Origin of the sequence: Pseudomonas sp. NPDC078416, assembly GCF_050268485.1 — a bacterium.
GTDB lineage: Bacteria > Pseudomonadota > Gammaproteobacteria > Pseudomonadales > Pseudomonadaceae > Aquipseudomonas.
Genome location: NZ_JBNNGV010000035.1, coordinates 22,638 through 44,417, shown reverse-complemented (window position 1 = coordinate 44,417; position 21,780 = coordinate 22,638). Strand labels below are relative to the sequence as shown.

Genomic DNA, 21,780 nt, shown 5'->3' with positions numbered 1-21,780 from the left:
GGGCCCGCCGCCATCCGCCATCCATGGCGGGGGGCGGCTCTCGCGGCATCCATGCCGCTCGGCCCACTCCGCGAAACCTGCGTTCAGCCTGCACCAAAGTCGCGTTTCGCGGTGACTGCGATTTTTGTGTTCAAAGATCAAGAGCAGATCAAGGGCTTCACGGCTAAAGCCGGTCCTACAGTGGAGATCGCCGCCGCTCTTTCTGATCGTTCCCACGCTCCGCGTGGTAACGCCGCCCCGGACGCTCTGCGTCCTGCAGACGACGCGCGTCCAGTTTGGAGAACTGACGCGGAGCGTCACGGGATGCATCCCCACGCGGAGCGAGGGAACGATCAAACCATAAGCTGACACGCCGCGCCCTTGTAGGACCGGCTTCAGCCGGGAAGCCCTTGATCTGCACTTGATCTTGATCTTGATCTTCTGCCGCGATGGCTCAAACACCACAAATCGCGACTTGGGTGCAGGCCGAACGCAGACGGCGCGGAGTGGGCCGAGCGACATGGATGCCGCGAGAGCGCCGCCAGGACATGGATGTCCGTTCGGCGCGGGCCCACGGAGCGTCGTCGGAGTGAGGGAACCCGACGAAGGAGGAGCCCAACCGGGAGCACAAGCCTTTGGTTACTTGGGGCTTTATCAAGTAACTCGCCGAAGGCGAAACGTCTGCCCTTAGGCAGACGCTCTTGATCTTCGTACGCCACAGCGCAGGTTTAACCGGGGACAGATTAATTTACGGTGGAGCGCTGTAAATAAATCAGTCCCCTACACACTTTAGTCCCCTACACACTTTCAAGGCGCTATCGCGCCGTCAACGAGCACTTGCGCCTCTTCGACCAAACGCTTGAGGTGATCCTCGCCCTTGAAGCTCTCGGCATAGATCTTGTAAATATCCTCAGTCCCCGACGGCCTTGCTGCAAACCATCCATTCTCGGTAATGACCTTCAGGCCACCGATCGCCTGATCATTACCCGGCGCCTTGCTCAGGATGCTTTCGATCTTCTCACCCGCCAGCGCCGTCGACGTCACCTGCTCCGGCGACAGCTTGCTCAACAGCGCTTTCTGCTCGAAGTTGGCCTTCGCCTCGACCCGGGTCGACACCGGTTCGCCCAACTCATCGGTCAGCGCCTTGTACATCTCGCTCGGGTCACGGCCTTTGCGCGCGCGGATTTCCGCGGCCAGCAATGCCGGAATCAGGCCATCCTTGTCCGTCGTCCAGACCGTCCCGTCACGACGCAGGAACGATGCACCAGCGCTTTCTTCCCCGCCAAAGCCCAGCGAACCCTCGTACAAGCCTTCGGCGAAGAACTTGAAGCCCACCGGCACTTCATACAAACGGCGGCCCAGACGCCGGGTCACGCGATCAATCATGCCGCTGCTGACCACGGTCTTGCCGACGGCCGCATCCGCACGCCACTCAGGGCGGTTCTGGAACAGGTAATCGATGGACACCGCCAGGTAATTGTTCGGCGCCAGCAGGCCACCGGTCGGCGTGACGATGCCGTGGCGGTCGTGGTCCGGGTCGCAGGCGAATGCCACCTGGAAGCGATCTTTCAGACCGATCAGGCTCTGCATCGCGAAATTGGACGACGGGTCCATGCGGATCTTGCCGTCCCAGTCCACGCTCATGAAGCGGAACGTCGGATCGACGAATTTGTTCACCACGTCCAGATTCAGGCCGTAGTGCTCACCGATCGCCGACCAGTAATTCACGCCCGCCCCGCCCAACGGATCGACGCCCAAGTGCAGGTTGGCGCCACGAATGGCGTCCATGTCGATGACGTTTTTCAGGTCCGCCACGTACGTGTTGATGTAGTCATGGCGATGGGTGGTATCGGCGCGCAGGGCTTTTTCGTAGGTGATGCGCTGGACATTGACGATGCGCTCGGCCAGCAATTCGTTGGCTTTGTTCTCGATCCACTTGGTGATGTGCGAGTCAGCCGGGCCGCCGTTGGTGGGGTTGTATTTGAAGCCGCCGCTTTCCGGCGGATTGTGCGAAGGGGTGATGACGATGCCGTCGGCCAGACCGGTCGTGCGCCCGCGGTTGTAGCAGATGATGGCGTGGGAGATGGCCGGCGTCGGGGTGTATTCGTCACCCTCGGAAATCATCACGTTGACGCCGTTGGCCGCCAGCACTTCCAGCGCCGAAGCGGCCGCCGGGGTCGACAGCGCGTGGGTGTCGGCGCCGAGGAACAGCGGGCCGTCGATGCCGTTGGCCTGACGGTACAGGCAGATCGCCTGACTGATGGCCAGGACGTGCCACTCATTGAAGCTCAATTCGAAAGAGCTGCCACGGTGCCCGGAGGTACCGAAGGCAACACGCTGGGTTGGCACCGACGCGTCGGGCTGCCCGGTGTAATAGGCCGTCACCAGACGAGGAAGATCGACCAGCAATTCTGCAGGCGCCAGTTTGCCCGCGAATGGACTGATACTCATGCGAAACCTCCGTGGATGAAAAATAGGAAAAGACAAAAAAGAAAAGGTCCCGACCCAGCGGGAAACAACCTGAAACGCCGCCTGAAATGCCAGTGGCGCGGCAGTTTACTGGCAGTTGGACCGTGCCGCTCGGCTATCGATCCGTAACACCTTGAGACATTTAGCTGACCCACATCATAGCTGCCACCACGCCGGCATCAGCTGCTGAATCTTGCGCTCGGCGAAACGATCGTCGATCAGCACCACCACGCCGCGATCCTCCACACCCCGAATCACCCGGCCGGCCGCCTGCACCACTTTCTGCATGCCGGGGTAGAGATAGGTGTAGTCGTAACCGGCGCCAAACAACAGACTCATCCGCTGTTTAAGTTGCTCATTGACCGGGTTGATCTGCGCCAGACCCAGCGTGGCGATGAACGCCCCGGTCAACCGCGCGCCCGGCAAGTCGATGCCCTCACCGAACGCCCCGCCCAGCACCGCAAACCCGATGCCCTGACTGGCCGGCGTAAAGCGCTCGAGAAACGCCTGCCGTTCCGCCTCGGCCATGCCCCGGGATTGCTTCCACACCGGCACATCAGGGTGGCTGCGCTCCATCAGCTCCGCCACCTGCTGCAGATAATCGAAGCTGCTGAAAAACGCCAGATAGTTGCCCGGCCGCGCTTCGAACTGCCGCGCCATCAGCTCGACGATGGGCGCCAGCGAGGCCTGCCGATGGGTGTAGCGGGTGGAAATGCGGCTGACGATCTCGACGTCCAGCTGCGAGCGTTGAAACGGCGACTCGACGTCGACCCAGGCCGTGGTGTCGGGCAAGCCGAGCAAGTCACGGTAGAAATGCCGCGGATTGAGGGTCGCGGAGAACAGCACCGCACTGATCGCAGCGGTCAGGCGCGGACGCACGAAACCCGCCGGCACGACGTTGCGCAGACACAGGCGGGACAGCGACTTGCTGCCCAGCTCACGCTTGCTGATGTCGAACAGGAAGTGCTCGTCGAACAGCTCGGCGATGCGACCGAACTGGATCGCCTCGAAATAGAAGCTCTGCAGCTCGCCGTTGGCCGCGTGGGGGTGCTCGTTGAAGTAGTCGCCGAAGGCCGTGATGCACAGATTGAGGCTGTTGAGAAATTTGGCCGGTGTGGCGGCGTAGGCCTGGTAAGGCGCGACTTGCTCCTTGTGCAGGGCATTCCAGTCGCGGTTAAGCCGCTGCAAGGCTTTTTTCACCGGTTCCGGCGCGCTCTGCCTTACCTGATTCATGGTGTGTTGATCGAGGGTCGCGCTGTACATCGACCGCGCCCGCTCGACCATGTTGTGGGCCTCGTCCACCAGCACCGCGACGCGCCACTGATTGAACTGACTGAGCCCGAACAGCATGCCGCTGAGGTCGAAATAGTAGTTGTAGTCGGCAATCACCACGTCCGACCAGCGCGCCAGTTCCTGGCTCAGGTAATACGGGCAGACCTGATGATTCAGCGCGACTTGACGCACGCCCGCCTGATCGAGCCACGGCTTGACCATTGCCTCGCTCCGCGCTGCGGGTAGCCGGTCATAAAAACCCTTGGCGAGTGGGCATGAGTCGCCGTTGCAGGCCTTGTCCGGGTATTCGCAGGCCTTGTCCCGCGCGACCATTTCCAGCACGCGCAGTCTCAGCTCCGGAGCACTTCGCCCGATCACGCTCAACGCATCCAGCGCCAGTTTGCGCCCGGGGGTCTTGGCGGTCAGGAAAAACACCTTGTCCAGCTTGCGCGTCGGCGCGGCCTTGAGCATCGGGAACACCGTGCCGATGGTCTTGCCGATGCCAGTGGGCGCCTGGGCCATCAAACAGCGCCCGGTGCTGACCGCCTTGTACACCGACTCGGCCAACGCCCGCTGTCCGGTTCGAAAACCGGCGTGGGGAAACTTCAAAGCGCTGAGCCCATGGTCGCGGGCATCGCGGTGGGCCAGCTCCTGTCGCGCCCATTGCAGAAAGATGCCCGCCTGTTCTTCGAAAAACGCCTGTAACTCGGCTGCAGTGAAACGCTGCTGAATGAGGGTTTCCTGCTCACTGATGATGTTGAAATACACCAGCGCCAGATTGACCTCGGCCAATTGCAACTGCTGGCAAAGCAGCCAGCCATACACCTTCGCCTGGGCCCAGTGGAGTTGCCGGTGGTTGGCGGGCATGCTGCTCAGATCGCCGCGGTAGGTCTTGATCTCCTCAAGCTGATTCAACCCGGCATCGTAGCCATCCGCCCTGCCCCGAATCTTCAGCTCATGAAACACCCCGCTCAACGCCACCTCGGCCTGATACTGCGGCCCCCGCCGCGCCGCCACCGTCCGATGCCCGGCAATCCCCTCTTGCGCCGTGGGCGACGGCGTAAACCGCAAATCCAGATCCCCCGCCTTCGCCGTGAACTCGCACAACTCCCGCACCGCCACCCGATACCCCGATTCCGGATCGACAGCCGCCACCGCCGCAGGCTCGACGGAAGCTGCGCGGGTATCGGGGGAAATGCTGGAAATGGAAGTCACTGAAAGGGCTGGCCGTCGTTCGGAACACTGGACGGACGTACAGATAACAGCTCAATGCGGTGGAGGCAAACGGAAATGGATTGGCGGACGGATTTCGGCGCAGAACGCCAGGGGATGCGTTCCCACGCGGAGCGTGGGAACGAGCAAGAGCCGGTCCTCCTGTACGAATTCAGTCTGTGGGAGACGGCTTGCTGGCGAATGCATCAAGTCAGTCACTTTATTCATACCTGACCCGCCGCTTTCGCCAGCAAGCCGGCTCCTACAGTAAAATCGCGTTCAGCCTGTGGGACCGGCTTCAGCCGGGAAGCTTTTGATCTGCGCAGCGCTTTTGATCTTCATACACAAAAAGCCCAGACACCACCAAACGCGACTTGGGTGCAGGCCGAACGTAGACGACGCGCAGTGGGTCGAGCCGCATGGATGCGGCGAGAGCGCCGTCAGGACATGGATGTCCGTTCGGCGCGGGCCCAAGGAGCGTCGTCGGAGTGAGGGTATTCCGACGAAGGAGGAACCCAACCGAGAGCAAGCACCCTTGGTTACTTGGGGTGCTTTTCCAAGTAACTCGCCGAAGGCGAAACGGTCTGCCCCCAGGCAGACGCCCTTGATCTTGATCTGCATAAGCCGCACCGCTAAACAAGCCGCTCTTGCACCAGCGCATTGCGAATAACCACCAGCATCGACTCAATATCCTGATCCCAATCCACCGTCCCACTGATCCGCAAACACTGCTGGTGCAACCCGCGCACACTGAACAACTCCCCCGGCGCTACCACGATCCGCTGCTCCAGCAACCGATTGAACACCCGCGCCGTATCCACCCGATGCACACTCTCCAGCCAGATCGACGCCCCACCCCGAGGACGCACAAACGTCACCTCATCCCCCAGATAAGCCTCCACCCCGCTCGCCAACTCACCGACCCGCTGCTCAAGGCAACCACGTAACTCACCCATATGCCGATCCAGTTGCCCCGACGCGTACAACCGCGCAATCGCCTTCTGCCGAACCGGCGGCAAACGAAACGAGCGCAACACCCACTGCTGATGCAACAGCGCCCGCGAATGCCGACTCAACAGATACCCGAACGGCGCCTCCAGCCCGATCATCTTGTCGAACGCCCCCACCACCAACAACCGGTCCGGATCAATCAGATCACGAAACGGCGAACGGTTGCCCTCGAAACACAACGCGCCATGGGTATCGTTCTCCAGCACCCACAACCCCTGCAGGTTCAACACCTCCGCCAACCGCGCCCGCTGGGCGGAAGGCATCAATTGCCCGCGAATCGGGTCCATCTGCGACGACACAATCGCCATCCTCACGTCTTCCCGCTGGATCACCGCACCCAGCTCGTCGACGTCGATTCCCCCTTGCGCGTCGGTGCAAACTTCAATCACCCGAATCCCGTACGCCTGCAGCGTGCGCAGGATGCTCCAGCCGCACGGCGACTCCACCAGCACGGCACCGTCGCGCAGTTGCAGCGCTTCGATCACGGTCTTCAAGACGCCGGTCTTGTCCGGCCCGATGAACACGTTGTCCGGGTGCCAGCAATGCTCGGTGGACGAGGTGTAGTGGCCGGCCAGGGCCGTGCGCAGCTCGACATCGCCGAAGGGCTGAAAACGCGGGTCGGGCTGGCAGGGATAATGACGCATAAGGTCGCGCTCAACGTTCAACAGGGCGCCGTGAAGCGACAGCAACAGCGTCGGCTCGTCGGCGCCAAAGACGAACATGTCCGGGCGCCGGGCGCTGGCATGAAAACGCGTGAACACGTCATCGCCTTCCAGCGGCAGTTCGTTGCAGGGATTGGGCAGTGCGAAATAGCCGGATTTGGGTACGGCGCAGATTCGCCCTTCTTTTTCCAGCAGGCTGTAGGCGTTCTGCACCGTGGAAATCGACACCCGCAGCCGTCGCGCCAGCAGCCGCAACGACGGCAGGCGCACCGCCGGCCCGGCGGACAGTTCGTTGGTCAACCTGAGCAGGTAGCGGTAAACCATCTGGTAGGCGAAGTCGGTCTTGTTGTTATTCATCGAACACCCCTTCCATGCGCAAGGCGCAGGGTCATTGAGAAAGAGCCCCGTCGACCGCCCGAGGCTCAGCGCATCACATCGCGTCAGTTCACCGTGCAGCCTTCAGCGCCCCGAAATCAGTTCCGTGGTCAGGGCGCCGGTGTGTGGATCGACCGTCGCGACCCGGCGTTTGTCGGGGTCGCTGGCGCGTACCCGGGCGATGATCGAGCGGTCGTCGTTAAAGTCCACGTGGCGCTTGGCGTACAGCGATTGCAGCCCATTCAGGCTCAGGCCGCTGACTTCCACCAGCCAGTGCGGCACGAGGTCCGGAACGAGCTGCCCGGCGAGCGTCTTGTGCAGATCGCTGAGCCCCACCAGCATGCCGGGGTGGTAGCGGCGCAGGAAATCCTCAAGCCGCGCGCCGGCGTCGACAAAGGGTGAGAACAGCAGGCACACCCATTGGGTCTCGCCCAGGCCAAACGCCTCCTGGCCGTAGCCTTCGGCAAGCTGACGACGATCGTCGATTTTTTCGGGGCTGTCGTAGGCGGCCAGCGCCTGGGCGATCAATCGGGCAGGCATGCGTTTGCGGCGCATCATGGCCGCCGCCAGCTTCAGGTACTCGGCGATGCCTTCACTGTACGCCCGCCCCTCGATGAATTCGGCCTTTAGCCCGCGCAGATGGGCCATCAACAGCGGGTTGGCACAGTCGGACTCACTGAAGTTAAACGCCAGGTCATCGAACCGGAAGCCCAGAAAGTCAGTGAGCAGCCCCCAGTGTTCCTCCGTGCGAAAGCCAATGAGGTCCGCGGCGGTCAGCAAGGTCGGGGCGATGGTTCGGTTCAGGTAGACGGGTGGCCGGCCATAGCCCGACGCGTCGGCCGACTCACCGTACAACTCCTCGTAGTAAGCGCGACCGACACGGTCGATGACGCTCAACGCGCCGCTAAAACCCAACGTGTGCCAAGGCTCGATTTTCTGCCCGCCATGGCGCGCCAGACGCATGATCCACGTCGCATATTGCTTCTGCTCCTTGAGCGAGTCGCCGCTGATCACCGCATTGACGCCGTCCCCCCAACTGGCGGCGCGAACCATGAAATCCGCCATGCCCAGATAACAGCTGTTGCAGAAGGTGGTCCGCGCATCGCCCGCCGTCAGGTGCCCGCCCAGCAGCAGGTCGGAGCGATTCTGCTCACGACCCGCCGTTGAAAAGGGCAAGTCGGGCTCGAAGATCTGCACGTACTGATGATCGATCACCAGCAGCTCGACCCTCGGGTCGTCGTGCAGAAACAGCGCCGAATAACAGCGGTCGATGTTGCCCATCACCGCCGAGGTAATGCCCGCATGGCGCATATTGGCCACCCGCAGCCTGAACGTGGCCGGCCCTCGTGCGGCAATGCTCAGTTGCGCGGCACGCAACATGGCCACGGTATAGGCGCTGTCCTTGCCGCCGCTGAACGCCACCAGCACTTTATAACCGCCGATCCTGTCAATCCCGCCCGCAGCGACAATCAAACGCTGAATCAATAACTGAAGCGCGGTTCGTTCGTTGCGATTCATATAACCCGAGAGGCGTTGCAGCACTTGCTGATAGACGTAGTTCATGGCTTGTTCGTGCATCGAACTCATGGCTTCGATACCCGACCGAACAGCGTGGCGATACTGCTGGCCATAATAGGCTTGATACCCAGGCATGAGGCAGGCCCGACAGGAGTGGGCGCGGAGGATCGATCATCACGCAAAACAAAGGGCGGCAGGTCAACAAGCATCGACTCGTTCCTTGAGCATTTAATTATTGAAACTATTATCGACGCACACCGAACAATTACAAGCCAGCCATCACCGACACGTGAAGGTTCTCATTTCGACAATTCAGGATCGGAATTAAACAAGGATGTTTAAATAAGCGTTTATTAAAACAAACAGCTTATTGATTGGAAAAGTATTACAACGTCACGCACGTGGCGCGTGGATCAATAAATTAAACACCCCATAAACAAAAAAGCCTTCCAGAACATTCCGGAAGGCTTCAGTGATACAACGTGACCGGTGACTGACAGGGCGGACACCTTTAACCCGGTCTCCGACACCTCAACCCCGACGCCAGGTCAAACGCGTCGAGCATTCAATGAGCGCGATGGTCTGCACTCAGGATGGATCAACCTCAACCACCACGCGACCGCCCACCGGGCAACCGTCCATCAAACGGTGGGCTTCGACCAATTGATCAAAGGGAAACACCTTGGTGATCTGCGGCACCAGCATGCCATCCGCCGTCATCTGGTTGATGTCGCGCAATGCACGCTTGATCGCCTCTTCGTCCTGCTTGATGCCCAGCTCCGGCTTGCCGGTGAAGTTGCCCACACAGTGCACGAAGAACTGAATATTCTTCTGAAACGCTGCACACGCCGGAAACGGCGTCTGGTTGCCGCCTTGCAGGCCATAGAGAATCAGACTGCCACGTGGCGCCAGCACATCACCCAGGATCGACATCTGCGGGCCACCCAAACCGTCGAGGACAATGTCCACGCCACGGTTGTCGGTGTAGCGGTTGATCGTCAGAAGCAAATCCTCTTCCTCGGTGACGATCACCTTGTCCGCACCCATCTTCAGCAGGTATTCGCGGCAAGCGTCGGTCTTGGTCGCCGCGATCACCTTGATGCCGAGCGCCTTGCCCAGTTGCAGGAACGCAGGGCCCGCGCAATGGCTGGCGTCGGTGACCAGCGCCGTTTGCCCGGGTTTTGCCCGTGCCAGCTCAACGAAAGCAAAGTACGCCACCAGCATCGGCGTGTAGTGAACGGCCGCCTCATTGGGGGTGAGCACGTCCGGATAGCGGGTCACGGAAGTCTGGGGCAGCAGAATCAGCTCGCCGTAGACCGGGTACACATTGACGTCAGCCGAAGGAAAGCTGGCGACTTTATCGCCCACTTTAAGGTCGGTCACGCCATCGCCGATGGCGGTAATGACGCCCGCCATTTCGGAACCCAGACCGGCCGGCAGGCGAGCCTGGGATGAAGCCAGATTTTGTCGCCACAGCACGTCGTACCAGGTGACGCCGATCGCCTGGACGCGCACTTGCACCTCACCGGGTGCAGGCAACGCGACCGGCAGCTCTTCTACTTTGAGCACCTCGGCCGGACCGAACTGATGAAAACGGATCGTGCGGGACATTTCGAACCTCGCCTTATGAACCTTGATGCCATGAACTCTATCCGGACGCCGCCGGTAACACTATCAGTGGCTATTAATAGTCAACATGCCTGCTGTCGATTCTGATGATGCAGGCGCTCGCCGAATCTGTAGCGGCCGTCCCGGGCCTGCTGGGCGCACATTGTTGGGTGCTCACCGCGACATTGCAACCCGGAGGCCACATATCGATGAATCCCGCGTCCCACGCTGGCTGCATCGGCCCGGATTACAAAGGGCCAGTACCAAAAGATTGGTGTGTTTATATCCGTCAAGGTTTCATCGACGCGCGTCAGCGGGCCTGATCGGTGGTGGCGGGAAGCGCATTTACAGCCACGCAGGAAAATTCAACGATGCAGACAACCGGTATTTACCCGTAATATCCCTGCCTGAGTTACACACGTGGCGCGCGTCTGGGCCGCCGCTGCTGTTTTGAACCTGTATCGACCCATGTCCCCGAGACCCCCGTCATGAATCGCAACGACCTGCGTCGCGTCGACCTCAACCTGCTCATCGTTTTCGAAACACTGATGCATGAACGCAGCGTCACCCGCGCTGCCGAGAAGCTGTTCCTCGGTCAGCCGGCGATCAGTGCGGCGTTGTCGCGGCTGCGCGGGCTGTTCGACGATCCGCTGTTCGTGCGCACCGGGCGCAGCATGGAACCCACCGCGCGGGCCATCGAGATCTTCGGCCTGCTGTCCCCTGCCCTGGACTCCATTTCCACCGCCGTCAGCCGCGCCGCCGACTTCGACCCGGCCACCAGCACCGCGGTGTTCCGCATCGGCCTGTCCGATGAAGTCGAATTCGCCCTGCTGCCCTCACTGCTCAAGCGCCTGCGCTCCGAGGCACCGGGCATCGTGCTGGTGGTGCGTCGCACCAATTACATCCTGATGCCGGCGCTGCTGTCTTCCGGGGAAATCTCCATCGGCGTCAGCTACACCGACGACCTCCCCGCCAACGCCAAGCGCAAAGTGCTGCGCCGCAGCAAACCCAAACTCCTGCGCGCCGACACCATGCCGGGGCCGATCACCCTGGACGACTTCTGCGCCCGCCCCCACGCCCTGGTGTCGTTTGCCGGTGACCTGGGCGGTTTCATCGATGAGCACCTGGAAAAAATCGGCCGCAAACGCCACGTCGTGCTGGCGGTTCCGCAGTTCAACGGGCTGGCCACGCTGATTGCAGGGACCGACATTGTGGCGACCGTGCCGGACTACGCGGCTGCCGTACTAACGGCTGCCGGGGGGGTGCGCTCGGAAGAGTTGCCGATCGAATCGCGTACGTTCGAGCTGCACATGGCTTGGCGCGGGTCGCAGGACAATGACCCCGGGGAAAGATGGTTGCGGTCGCGGATTCAGATGTTTTTTGGGGATCCGGATAGCTTGTGATGAAATTCTGAGTACTTGGTCTCTACTCGGAAGTGAGGGCGTCGGGCAATGACGGACGCTACCTTCCGAGTTCTGGTGCTTGAAGTATCGGCTGCATGGCAAAGAAACCGCTTATTGTGAAGCAAGGACGGCCGCTGAAATGGAAGCCCATTTTCAAAAGCTTGCACTCAAGATCGGCATTGAGCTACCGGAACGTTTTTCGGCACTGATTGCCTTAGCGCAATCGGACAAAGGGACCATGCGCAGTGCTTACGACTTGTTTTGGCTTGATGCCGAAGAGGCCGAGCGCGAAATTGATGAGTGGCTCAATCCGGATGACCAGCAAGGTCGAACGTTCCTGCCTTTCGCAACTAATGGAGGCGGTGAATCTTACTGCTTCGTGCGGCTTGAAAACGGGGCGACGGGTATTGCGCAAGCACTGCATTACGGGCAGACGACAAGCCTTGCCCACACCGACATATCGTCATGGGTGGCGAGCCACTATGTGCGCATCGCGGCCAACTTGTCCCACCTGACACATCAAACCGAGATTGGCGCAGCACTCATTCATGAAGTGCAATTGCTCCATCCAGCACTGCTTCCTGCAGACCGTGCGCTGCTTGCCGAACTTTTTTCCAGACCCTGTGTGGCCATGCCCTTCAAGGATGGCCCCCGGAGCCCCTCGAAAATAGTTAACGCCTTCGTTTCTCAAGAGGATGAGAAAGCGTTGCTGGAAAAGCTCGAGCAGTCAGACCCTGTCGAATTCACAGTACTGCGCGACTGGATGCGCTGAGTATGCCTTGCAGTTGCAGAACCATAGCGGAGTGTCCATGAGCGAAAAACAACCCTGTCGAATTTGCGCAAACTTGTTATTGGCAACCACGGCTGCGCGCAACGACGGGATGTGCATACCGTGCAAGGGCGGTTATCGGCAGAGTACCGAAGACGGCAAACTCCGGGCCGAAGAGCGCAAGCGTTACATCGCCAGCCCGCAAGCTTTGTATTGGGAGGCGCTGGTCAACCCCGTACACAACACCCCCGAAGGCTTCTCAGGGCTGGCATTGGCAGAACAGCACTATTACGCCGTCAGCGTATTACAGGGTGAGGTCTATAACGGCGGCTTCTACCAGTACTTCGGAAACTCCTCGGGGGAGCACTGCGCCAACGCTTGCGCGGGTCTCCTTGAACTGGGAGCGACGCAGACGTTGGCGCTGCTGGAAGAGGTCAGGCGTCTGCTCTTCGGTACCCAGCCCGTGCCGAGCGACCAGGGCTTGCGCCAATTGAGCATGCCCACCTGCGAAGACGAGCCGGACCTTGATTGCTTAGCCGCGCTGGATGCCCTCGATACGCAATTTTATCTGGACACCGAAAAACTCGACGAGCGCTTGCTAAGGTACGCCCGCGAGCACCGCTTGTTCAAAATGGAGGTTGATTGACAACCAGCCATGCCGCAAAAGACTCATTACCCAAGAGAAACTGAACATGGACGTCCCCTGCACACTGATTGAAGAGCAACGCCAACAATGAAACATCAGCTCCCCTACTACGCACTGTTTACGGTGATGCTTTCACTGTTCTGCCAACCCGCCTTGGCATCATCGTGGCAAATCTGCAGGATGAAGTTGCGGATTACCGATGTCATGACTAACCCATTTCCACAGTTGCAGGCCGAGATCCTGGAAGTGCACCCAAAGACGGCCAATGTGATCTGCCCGGAGCAGGGCACGACTTTCATGTTTACGCCCGAAACCTCGGACTATCAGGCGGTGCTTCCACGCCGAAGCTGGCCAAAAAAAGGGCAAGTGGTTCACTTTGATTACCGGTACCTGGACGGCACCTGTAAAGGCGACGGTCATGCTTATCCTTGCCGCATCAAGCACTACTCGCTGCCGAGGCAATGAACGTTGAATAAGAACTACTGGGCTATCTCCCACGCGATCTGTTTGAGCTGATCACCGTTGACGTTGCGAGAGCGACTGCATGGGAACAGCGCCTGTTCCAGGGCTTTCCAATTCATCATTCAGCTCCTTGCTGACTACTGGGTTCAGCCGAGCAGGTCGAGCATGCCTTCAAGGGTGCTCTCCAGGCGCGCCAAGTCGATGTGGGTGCCATCGCCATATTCGGCGGTCCGTCGCGCACATTCAATGATCACCGTGAGCCCTAGACGTCCCCGGTGGCCCGGGTATTTACGCAGCTTGAGTTCAACCCGGTTCGGGCTTAGCCAGGTGCTGCGGTCTGCCGACCACAGATCATCCTCGAAGCCAAACACCACGTTCCCGTTTTGGGTATCGATGATTTGCGGCGGGAACACCCAATGGGAGTTGCCTGCTTCCCACGGGATCGCCTGGACTTGGTAGCGACCGTCGGGAGACAAAGACAGTAATTCAATGTCGCTCATGGGTGTGCTCCTGCAAAGGGCGTTGGCGACGGGGCCATGCGAACAGTAAGCGACCCGCTACTACCAGTCGCCCCGCCACTGTTCAAAAACTCAGTGTTTCTGGACAGACTGACTGACAGTTACAAGGTGATTGCGCCAAGCTTCGATCAGGACCTGCAGCAATTGATCGATGACAACTACGCCCCGACCTTATCGTCAGCGGCCGCCGTCCGCCGCAGTTCCAGAATCGTGCGTTCATGCACCGCGCCCCACTCGCGCATGGCACTCACCAATGGCACGAGAGAGTTTCCCAGTTGCGTCAGCGAATACTCCACCTTGGGCGGTACTTCGCGGTAGATCTCGCGATGAATAACCCCGTCAGTTTCCAGTTCTCTCAACTGCAGTGTCAGCATCCTCTGAGTGATGTCGGGTATCGAGCGACGCAGCTCATTGAAGCGCTGCGTGCCTGACATCAGGTGGAAGAGGATGAGCGATTTCCACTTTCCGCCAATGACATCGACCGTAAACGCAACGGGGCAAGCGAACGCTTCGAGTTCATCCTGGGGATTACATTTCTTCACGGGGATCACCACGGTATAAAAAGTGTGCCTACAGCACATTATTGTGCGTACTTACTCGCACGTGCTGCGTACGCTAGCATCATTCCATATTGATCACTATGGAATCCGCCAGATGAGCTTGTTGCTGTCCCCCCACACAATCAAAGGCCTCACACTCAAAAACCGCGTTGTCATGTCCCCTATGTGCATGCACATGGCAGCGGATGACGGCTTCGTTACTGACTGGCACCGCGTTCATTACGGCGCTCGCGCATTGGGTCAGGCGGGGCTGATTTTTCCAGAAACACTGGCTGTCCACGCCGACGGCCGTATCGGCGCCGGTGACCTCGGTATCTGGGGCGATGAACACGTTGTTGGCCTGAAAACGCTGGTTGAATTGCTTCACGGTTTTGGCGCAAAAGCCGGCGCGCAGATCGGCCATGCCGGACGCAACGCTGATCTGCCCAATCTAATTCACATCGCGCCATCGGCCATTCCCTTCACAGAAAACAGCCCGGTTCCCCGCGCGCTCGCAACGGATGAAATTCCGGGCCTGGTCAAGCTTTACGGCGATGCTGCACCACGTGCCAGCGAAGCCGGTTTCGACGTCCTCGAGATTCATGCCGCCCACGGTTACTTGCTCAGTGAGTTCCTCTCCCCGCTGGCCAATACCCGCGACGATGAATATGGCGGAGATGCCGAACGTCGCTATCGTTTTCTGCGCGAAGTGCTGGAGGAAGTCAAAACCCATTGGGGGGACCGCCCACTGTTCGTTCGCATATCCAGCTCTGATTATGCGGAAGGCGGCAACACGCCTGAGTCATTCCTTGAATACGGTCGGTGGATGAAAGAGCAAGGTGTTGATCTGATCGACTGCAGTTCCGGCGGTATCAAGATGGTCAAGGTGCAGACCTACCCGGGCTATCAGGTGCCGGCCGCAGAGTTGCTACGCAAGGAACTGCATATCGCGACAGGCGCTGTAGGTGTCATTCAGAGCGGACGTCAGGCTGAAGAAATTCTGCAAAACGGCCGAGCCGACCTGGTGTTCGTGGGCCGGCAAATGCTGCGAGATCCATTCTGGGTTCGCACCGCTGCCGATGATCTAGAAGAAATCATTGAGATCCCTACCGCCTACACTCGTTATGGATCTGTCTGGCTGAATACCACTGCTCATTGATAAGAGTGAACACATGAAAATGACTTCAGTGAAGCGTTGGCTTTTTGTCGCTCTGATTTCCAGTCTGGGCGCAATTGCTCAGGCAGATACTCAACCCCATGACAAACAAGTGAGTCATACAATCGTGAATAAACCTACCTACGTATATGAATACCAGGCCATCACCGAAGTGCTGAATAAATACATCGAGGGCTGCAGGCGCGCCGACAGCAGCATCATGAAACCCGCGTTCAACGAACATGCGACGATGTACAGCGTCGGCGCCGATGGCAAGCTTGCTGGCGGGGCGATTACGACTCTGTTCAAGGGAATCGATGAAGACTTTCGTCCGTCCCCGAACGCCCAGGCTGCTATAACCCGTATCGAAATCGTCGGGACTGCAGCCAGCGCTCGGATCGACGCCAATGACATGTCGGGCCTCTCTTTCACTGATTTCTTTCAGTTACTGAAAGTCGAGGGCAAGTGGGCGGTGGTCAGCAAAATCTTCCAGGCGCATACGGGGTCTTGATGGAGGCTTGGGCAGACTGACATTAGAAGAACGAGAATCGGGCCGCAGCGAAGAGTGATCTTCAACCTGATGTCTCGGTCTTTTAAAACGCCAGGTGCCGGTCCATTAAGCTGATCGACTCACCCCGCCCGTCCGCCCAAAGCCAACCCGCCACCACCGCCCGCCTCACCCCAAAACGCTTCCGCCGCCTGACTCAACTGCGCCTTTGGCCGGGTCAGGTGAATTTCCAGCGGAATGTCCCAGCTCTCATCGAGCGCTCTGACCAGGCGCCCTTCCAGCACTTCCTGCTCGGTCAGGCTTTTCGGCAGCCACGCCACGCCTTTGCTTTCCAGGGCCATGGACATCAGCACCGCAGCAAGGTGGCTGCTGAACAGCGGTTTGAGGTGAAGGTAATCTTCCTTGCCCCGCAGTCGGTGGGCGACGATACGGCCCAACCCGGATTCATGGGTGTACGCCAGATATGGCAACGCCGCCGGCGTGGTGCCAAAGCAGGTCGATGTGCTCGCCAGGGGCACCAGCACGTCCTCCCCCACTTTTTTGCTAATGAACTGATCAGGTGCCAGCAGCGGCGGCACGTCGGGGTGGCGATGGCAGAGCAGAAACTGCACCTGGCCATGGATCAGCATCTGCTCGCAGACGGCCATGCTGTCGGAGTGCAGCTGGACAGCCTCGATGAGCGCGGCGTTTTCCGAGCTTCGCAGCCACTTGGGAAAGAAGGTGAACGACAGGGAATGCGTGGCCGCGAATTTGAGTGACCGCGCGGCCATCCCGGCCACTTCCTGGGCCTCGTTGCGCATCCGGTACAGGTGCCGGGCAGCCTCCTGAGCACTGGGCAAAATCTGCCGCCCGGCTTCCGTCAGCGTTGCGCCCTGGGGTGTGCGTACGAACAACTCCACGCCCATCCAGTTCTCCAGCGAGCGAACTCGGCGGCTGAAGGCCGGCTGGGTGACGTGCCGGGCTTCGGCGGCACGGACGAAGCTGCCGTACTCCGCCAGCGCTGAAAGGTCTTCGAGCCAGACGAGTTCCAAGGGGCCATGCCTCCTGTGCATAGGGTGCGGCATTAATAGCATTGGGCGGGTGTCGTCGCAAAGCCTAACGTGGGGCCACGAACAACAGCACGTACAACAAGAGGAACCGTCATGCGCATCGTCGACATCCGTGAAAAAACCGTTTCCATTGCTTCGCCCATCGCCAACGCCTACATCGATTTTTCCAAAATGACTTGCTCGGTCGTGGCGGTCATCACCGACGTGATTCGCGACGGCAAACCTGTTATCGGCTACGGCTTCAACTCCAACGGTCGCTACGGCCAGGGCGCGCTGATGCGTGATCGCTTCCTGGCGCGCGTGACCGAAGCCGACCCCGACACCCTGGTCGATCATGAAAACAACAACCTCGACCCGTTCGCCATCTGGAAAACCCTGATGACCAACGAAAAGCCAGGCGGCCACGGTGAGCGCTCGGTCGCGGTGGGCACCATTGACATGGCGGTCTGGGACGCAGTCGCCAAGATCGAAGGCAAACCGCTGTATCGCCTGCTGGCTGACCGTTACCGCAACGGCGTGGCCGATGACAAAGTCTGGGTCTATGCGGCAGGCGGCTATTACTACCCGGGCAAAGACCAGACCAAGCTCAAGGCAGAGATGCAGAGCTACCTGGATCGCGGCTATGACGTGGTCAAAATGAAGATCGGCGCCGTGCCCCTGGACGAAGACATCCGCCGCATCGAGGCAGTGCTTGAGGTGGTCGGGGATGGACGTCGGCTGGCGGTGGATGCCAATGGTCGTTTCGACTTGGAAACGGGCATTGCGTATGCCGAAGCCATCAAGCAATACAACCTCTTCTGGTACGAAGAAGTCGGTGACCCGCTGGACTACGCACTCCAGGCCGAGCTTGCCAATCACTACGAGCTGCCCATGGCCACGGGTGAAAACCTGTTTTCCCATCAGGACGCCCGCAACCTGCTGCGCCACGGCGGCATGCGCCCTGATCGCGATTTCCTGCAGTTCGACTGCGCGCTGTCCTACGGACTGGTGGAATACATGCGCACCCTGAAAGTAATGGAAGACATGGGCTGGTCGTCCCGCCGCGTGGTGCCCCACGGTGGTCACCAGATGTCCCTGAACATTGCCGCCGGCCTGCACCTGGGCGGCAACGAATCCTACCCGGACGTGTTCCAGCCCTTCGGCGGTTTCGCTGACGGGATCAAGGTGGAAAACAGCTACGTCGGATTGCCGGATATCCCGGGTGTCGGGTTCGAAGCGAAGTCCGCCTTGTACGCCGTCATGCGCGAGTTGGGTGAAGGCTGATCAACCCCTGTCTACGGCCCTTTGAAAGAGGCCGCAGACACATGCGTCATTCCTGACGCCCGCGCATCCGGGACCGTATGGCGGTCGTTTCAGACTTGCAGCTTTCGCGACAGAAAATCCCGAATGTACTGCGCAACCTCGGGCGCATGGGTCTCCAGGGCGAAGTGTCCTGCCTCCAGAAGCTGCACTTCGGCATTCGGGATGTCCTTGCGAAACGCCAGCGCGCCCGGCGGGATGAAGGCCGGGTCGTGCTTGCCCCACACCGCGAGCAAGGGCGGTTGATGCTTGCGCAGATACGCCTGGAAGGCGGGATAGGCCGCCACGTTACTGCGGTAGTCGAGAATCAGGTCCAGCTGGATTTCCTCCGCGCCGGGCCGGGCCATGTAAAAAATGTCGAGGTTGTAGCCGTCCGGCGAGAGTTTCTCGGGATCCGCACCGGTGCCGTATTGCCAGTCGCGGATGGTCTTGGGCGACAGCGACGGTCGACAGGCTTCACGGTTGTCCGGCGAAGGATCACGCCAATAGGCCTGCCACGGGTCCCACTGATCGCTGAAACCTTCAAGGTAGGCGTTGCCGTTCTGGCTGATGATGGCCGTCACCTTTTCCGGGTTGGCGGCGGCGAGGCGCAGGCCGGTGGGCGCCCCATAGTCGAAGATGTACAGCGCGTACCTCTTCAACCCGAGGGCCTCGGTGAAACCCTCGACCACTTTGTAGAGGTTGTCGAAGGTGTAATCGAACTCGCCCCGCGGCGGCGCCAGGGTGTTGCCGAAACCGGGCAAGTCGGGCGCGATCAGGCGGTATTGACTGGCCAGCAGCGGCATCAGGGTGCGGAACATATGGCTTGCGCTCGGGAAGCCGTGGAGTAGCAACAGTACTGGCGCATCCTTCGCACCGACTTCGCGGTAGAACACCTCGACGTCGCCGACCTTTTGCGTGTGGAACCTCACACGGAAGGCATCGTCGAACTCGGCGCTGCTGTGCCGGGCAGAAGGCTGTGCGCTGGCGGGTGCAGCGCTCACGAGTGAAGCAGCCAACGCAGACGCCGCTCCAACCGCAGACGCTTGCAAGATGCCGCGGCGACTGACGCCGAGTTTGCTGTTCGAGGCATTGGTCGAATCGAAAGTAGTCATCAGGAGACCTGCATGAGTGAATTCATGCCGAATGGTATTGACCGCAGTAAAGACCGTGAATCACCAGTAAACTCAACTCACCATTGCGGTTTTTGCAACGCTGTCATGTCTCATGAGAACAGCGACAGCAAACTGCATACCTAAGTGGGACTGGCTTCAGCCGGGAAAGCGTCAGTGGTCAAGATGCAAATGTGAGGGTATTCATGCCGGCCTCTTCCCGGCTAAAGCCGGTCCCACTAAAAGCACCGTGCATCCCAGTGGGACTGGCTTTAGCCGGGAAAGCATCAGTGGTCACGCTGCAAATGTGAGGGTGTTCATGCCGGCCTCTTCCCGGCTAAAGCCGGTCCCACTAAAAGCACCGCATGCCCCGGCAGGACCGGCTTCAGCCGGGAAAGCGCCAGACGTCACACCGGAAAGCCGACGTCGGGTGGAGCATTTATCAGCGCAATAACGCGACGTTTTCATCAATCCGCACCTTAAGCATCCCAAGGGTTTCCGGCGTGATAAGCCCTGGGCCGGTCTGATAGGCGATCGCTGTGAACCGACTCGCCACCTCACAGATCCCGTCAATCACCCCGCCCGCTTTCTCCGCTGAAACCTCGGCCTCATCAGCAAGCCGGAGCATCGCCTTTCGATCGATCGCCAGCGCCTCGCCCAGCACGTCCATTTGGTGATAACCGCCCGGGCCCTCGCAGAAGGTCACGTCATACGCCGGCGCCAAGGTCCAGGTACCGGACGCCGACATGAGGTAGGCGAAGTTCTTCGGATGATCGTCGCGGTTGTTGAACGCGACATTGAACACGGCACGCTCGAAGGCGATGGCTTTCTCGCGGACGTCGTTGGTGCAGAGTTGCGTCGCCCGCAGGAAGTTGACGTAGTCCAGCGATCCCGGCGAGGTGTAGTCCGCGCCGGTAAACGCGGCGAGGCTTTGCATCGGCACTCGCTTGCCCTGGATCCGGTCGAAGCGTCGGCTGGCGAACGCCGCCAGGCCATCGGGCAAGATGAAATGCTGAGTGTCAGGCGTCTTGATCCCACACAGACGCAGGCAGTGGGCGTAGACCATCTCGATGGCGCAGACTTCGGCGTGCTCGCCTTTGGCCGGAAACTTGATCAGCCAGGCCTCAAAACCTGGCGTCGCAGCAGTGGTGAAAGCACCTGTTTCGGGATCGCGGTAGACCAGCGCCTTGGGTCGCGCACCTTGGGGCGAGCCGCCGACACGCATCAGCGTGTGCAGAAATTCTCCGCCGTCACCCTGCATCACCTCTTGAATCTCGGCGGCCAGCAATTCGATGGGCACATGGGCCTGGGGCTCCAGTCCCTCGGGCGCAACAGGCTCGAACGACAGTGCGCCCATGGCCGTATTCCCGATGTAGGCCAGTCGCTCCAGCGGTCCGATGCGCGCCGCATTGAGCTGGCGACGCCTGAACAACCGGTCCATCAGCAGCATGCCCCAACCATCCGGCAACGCGTCGTAAACCGGCCCCGGCAGACCGAGTTGGTGGGCGGCGAAGCCACGGCGCAGGCGCGGACCTTCCAGTGGCAGCGTGTAGGCCGACAGCTCCAGGCCTCTGGAGCGGGCCTCCTCGCTGTACTCGAAGACAATCTGCGGGCGACCGGTGATGGCCGTCGTCGACACTAACGTGCCCCACAGCCAGCGCTCGTCCCAGCCGTTGTAATACACCTCGACCTGCTCAAGCATCGCCCGACTTCCTTATACGTTGGCGCTCGGCAGCGGCTTCGTAGCGGCGAATGTCATCCAGGCTGTCGAGCCTGGGCATGAACAGCCCCTCCAGTTCCTTGGTGCGGCCGAGGACCATGGCCACGCGGACCAGATTTTCGAAGCTGACATTGCGCCCGGCTTCGAGATTTGAAACGGTATTAACGCCTACGCCGGCGCGGCTGGCGACGTCGGCCTGGGTCATCTGCAGCGCAAGGCGCTCGGCGCGCAACCGGGCGCAGAGGCGGTCGACGATTTCGCCGGGCTTGCTGAAGCTTAAATCCATCATGAGCGTGAGTGGCCTGTGTGCCTTTGACGCGAGCAAGTATGGGCCAGTCCACTAACAAGCTCAACCTGCATAACTCCATTATAATGTGTCTTATGCTCATATAACGCATATAAGACCCAATATAATGGATTTATATGACGGCGCATCAGGAAGGTGCGACGGATCGATTACAGACCTTTTATTACGCCGAACATCATTACGACTGATAGTTACCTTCGCGTCATT

At 60.0% G+C, this 21,780-nt stretch carries 19 protein-coding genes; 8 read left to right on the top strand and 11 right to left on the bottom strand.

Translation table 11 applies throughout. From position 1 onward, the window contains the following. Positions 1-786: 786 nt before the first annotated feature. The 5 genes from pgm to ACQKEN_RS22355 all read right to left on the bottom strand — a co-directional run bounded on the left by pgm (position 787) and on the right by ACQKEN_RS22355 (position 10,109). Complete coding sequence (pgm, locus tag ACQKEN_RS22375) at positions 787-2,430, bottom strand: phosphoglucomutase (alpha-D-glucose-1,6-bisphosphate-dependent) (protein ID WP_427688850.1); 1,644 nt, start codon at positions 2,428-2,430, stop codon at positions 787-789. Positions 2,431-2,604: 174 nt separating this feature from the next. After that, positions 2,605-4,875 carry an ATP-dependent DNA helicase gene (locus ACQKEN_RS22370; RefSeq protein WP_427688855.1) on the bottom strand — a complete coding sequence of 757 codons (2,271 nt, stop codon included), beginning with the start codon at positions 4,873-4,875 and terminating at the stop codon, positions 2,605-2,607. 689 nt (positions 4,876-5,564) lie between these two features. Beyond that, positions 5,565-6,962 carry a PLP-dependent aminotransferase family protein gene (locus ACQKEN_RS22365; protein WP_427688848.1) on the bottom strand — a complete coding sequence of 466 codons (1,398 nt, stop codon included), beginning with the start codon at positions 6,960-6,962 and terminating at the stop codon, positions 5,565-5,567. A gap of 102 nt (positions 6,963-7,064) precedes the next feature. Continuing rightward, positions 7,065-8,567: a hypothetical protein gene (locus tag ACQKEN_RS22360; protein WP_427688846.1), complete on the bottom strand. Its 1,503-nt coding sequence runs from the start codon at positions 8,565-8,567 to the stop codon at positions 7,065-7,067. Positions 8,568-9,086: 519 nt separating this feature from the next. After that, on the bottom strand, positions 9,087-10,109 hold the full coding sequence (locus ACQKEN_RS22355) for a zinc-dependent alcohol dehydrogenase family protein (RefSeq protein ID WP_427688844.1): 1,023 nt from the start codon (positions 10,107-10,109) through the stop codon (positions 9,087-9,089). Positions 10,110-10,594: 485 nt separating this feature from the next. On the opposite strand from ACQKEN_RS22355, the gene ACQKEN_RS22350 reads away from it, so the two are divergent. The 4 genes from ACQKEN_RS22350 (at position 10,595) to ACQKEN_RS22335 (ending at position 13,389) form a co-directional block, all read left to right on the top strand. Beyond that, a complete protein-coding gene (locus ACQKEN_RS22350) occupies positions 10,595-11,509 on the top strand; it encodes a LysR family transcriptional regulator (protein WP_065990323.1) in 915 nt (304 codons plus the stop codon). A 139-nt stretch (positions 11,510-11,648) separates the two neighbouring features. Then, positions 11,649-12,281, top strand: coding sequence for a hypothetical protein (locus ACQKEN_RS22345; protein ID WP_427688842.1), 633 nt, complete (start codon positions 11,649-11,651; stop codon positions 12,279-12,281). 37 nt (positions 12,282-12,318) lie between these two features. Continuing rightward, on the top strand, positions 12,319-12,924 hold the full coding sequence (locus ACQKEN_RS22340) for a DMP19 family protein (RefSeq protein WP_427688840.1): 606 nt from the start codon (positions 12,319-12,321) through the stop codon (positions 12,922-12,924). Between the two features lie 87 nt (positions 12,925-13,011). Next, a complete protein-coding gene (locus tag ACQKEN_RS22335; RefSeq protein ID WP_427688838.1) occupies positions 13,012-13,389 on the top strand; it encodes a hypothetical protein in 378 nt (125 codons plus the stop codon). 143 nt (positions 13,390-13,532) lie between these two features. Here the strand turns inward: ACQKEN_RS22335 and ACQKEN_RS22330 are convergent, their stop codons facing one another. Then, positions 13,533-13,886, bottom strand: a complete 354-nt coding sequence (locus tag ACQKEN_RS22330; RefSeq protein ID WP_427688836.1) for a hypothetical protein — start codon at positions 13,884-13,886, stop codon at positions 13,533-13,535. Between the two features lie 176 nt (positions 13,887-14,062). Next, the gene (locus ACQKEN_RS22325; protein ID WP_427688834.1) at positions 14,063-14,446 is read right to left on the bottom strand and encodes a winged helix-turn-helix transcriptional regulator; all 384 of its coding nucleotides are present in this window, start codon (positions 14,444-14,446) and stop codon (positions 14,063-14,065) included. Between the two features lie 112 nt (positions 14,447-14,558). Between ACQKEN_RS22325 and namA the strand changes: the two genes are divergently transcribed. Together namA and ACQKEN_RS22315 are read left to right on the top strand one after the other, a co-directional pair. Continuing rightward, positions 14,559-15,602 carry an NADPH dehydrogenase NamA gene (namA, locus tag ACQKEN_RS22320; RefSeq protein WP_427688832.1) on the top strand — a complete coding sequence of 348 codons (1,044 nt, stop codon included), beginning with the start codon at positions 14,559-14,561 and terminating at the stop codon, positions 15,600-15,602. A 124-nt stretch (positions 15,603-15,726) separates the two neighbouring features. Continuing rightward, positions 15,727-16,110 (top strand): nuclear transport factor 2 family protein, encoded by a 384-nt coding sequence (locus ACQKEN_RS22315; RefSeq protein ID WP_427688853.1) that lies wholly within the window; start codon positions 15,727-15,729, stop codon positions 16,108-16,110. A 119-nt stretch (positions 16,111-16,229) separates the two neighbouring features. On the opposite strand, the gene ACQKEN_RS22310 is transcribed toward ACQKEN_RS22315, so the two are convergent. Then, positions 16,230-17,138 (bottom strand): LysR family transcriptional regulator, encoded by a 909-nt coding sequence (locus ACQKEN_RS22310; RefSeq protein ID WP_427688830.1) that lies wholly within the window; start codon positions 17,136-17,138, stop codon positions 16,230-16,232. Between the two features lie 111 nt (positions 17,139-17,249). Here ACQKEN_RS22310 and ACQKEN_RS22305 point away from each other — a divergent pair, with 111 nt between their 5' ends. After that, positions 17,250-18,419 carry a mandelate racemase/muconate lactonizing enzyme family protein gene (locus tag ACQKEN_RS22305; protein ID WP_427688828.1) on the top strand — a complete coding sequence of 390 codons (1,170 nt, stop codon included), beginning with the start codon at positions 17,250-17,252 and terminating at the stop codon, positions 18,417-18,419. A gap of 89 nt (positions 18,420-18,508) precedes the next feature. On the opposite strand, the gene ACQKEN_RS22300 is transcribed toward ACQKEN_RS22305, so the two are convergent. Further along, a complete protein-coding gene (locus ACQKEN_RS22300; RefSeq protein ID WP_427688826.1) occupies positions 18,509-19,549 on the bottom strand; it encodes an alpha/beta fold hydrolase in 1,041 nt (346 codons plus the stop codon). A 12-nt stretch (positions 19,550-19,561) separates the two neighbouring features. Between ACQKEN_RS22300 and ACQKEN_RS22295 the strand changes: the two genes are divergently transcribed. After that, the gene (locus ACQKEN_RS22295) at positions 19,562-19,693 is read left to right on the top strand and encodes a hypothetical protein (RefSeq protein WP_427688824.1); all 132 of its coding nucleotides are present in this window, start codon (positions 19,562-19,564) and stop codon (positions 19,691-19,693) included. 295 nt (positions 19,694-19,988) lie between these two features. Here the strand turns inward: ACQKEN_RS22295 and ACQKEN_RS22290 are convergent, their stop codons facing one another. Both ACQKEN_RS22290 and ACQKEN_RS22285 read right to left on the bottom strand, forming a co-directional pair. Further along, positions 19,989-21,248 (bottom strand): type II toxin-antitoxin system HipA family toxin, encoded by a 1,260-nt coding sequence (locus tag ACQKEN_RS22290; protein WP_427688822.1) that lies wholly within the window; start codon positions 21,246-21,248, stop codon positions 19,989-19,991. Next, a complete protein-coding gene (locus ACQKEN_RS22285) occupies positions 21,241-21,555 on the bottom strand; it encodes a helix-turn-helix domain-containing protein (protein WP_427688820.1) in 315 nt (104 codons plus the stop codon). Before ACQKEN_RS22285 ends, ACQKEN_RS22290 begins: the two co-directional genes overlap by 8 nt. Positions 21,556-21,780 lie beyond the last annotated feature (225 nt).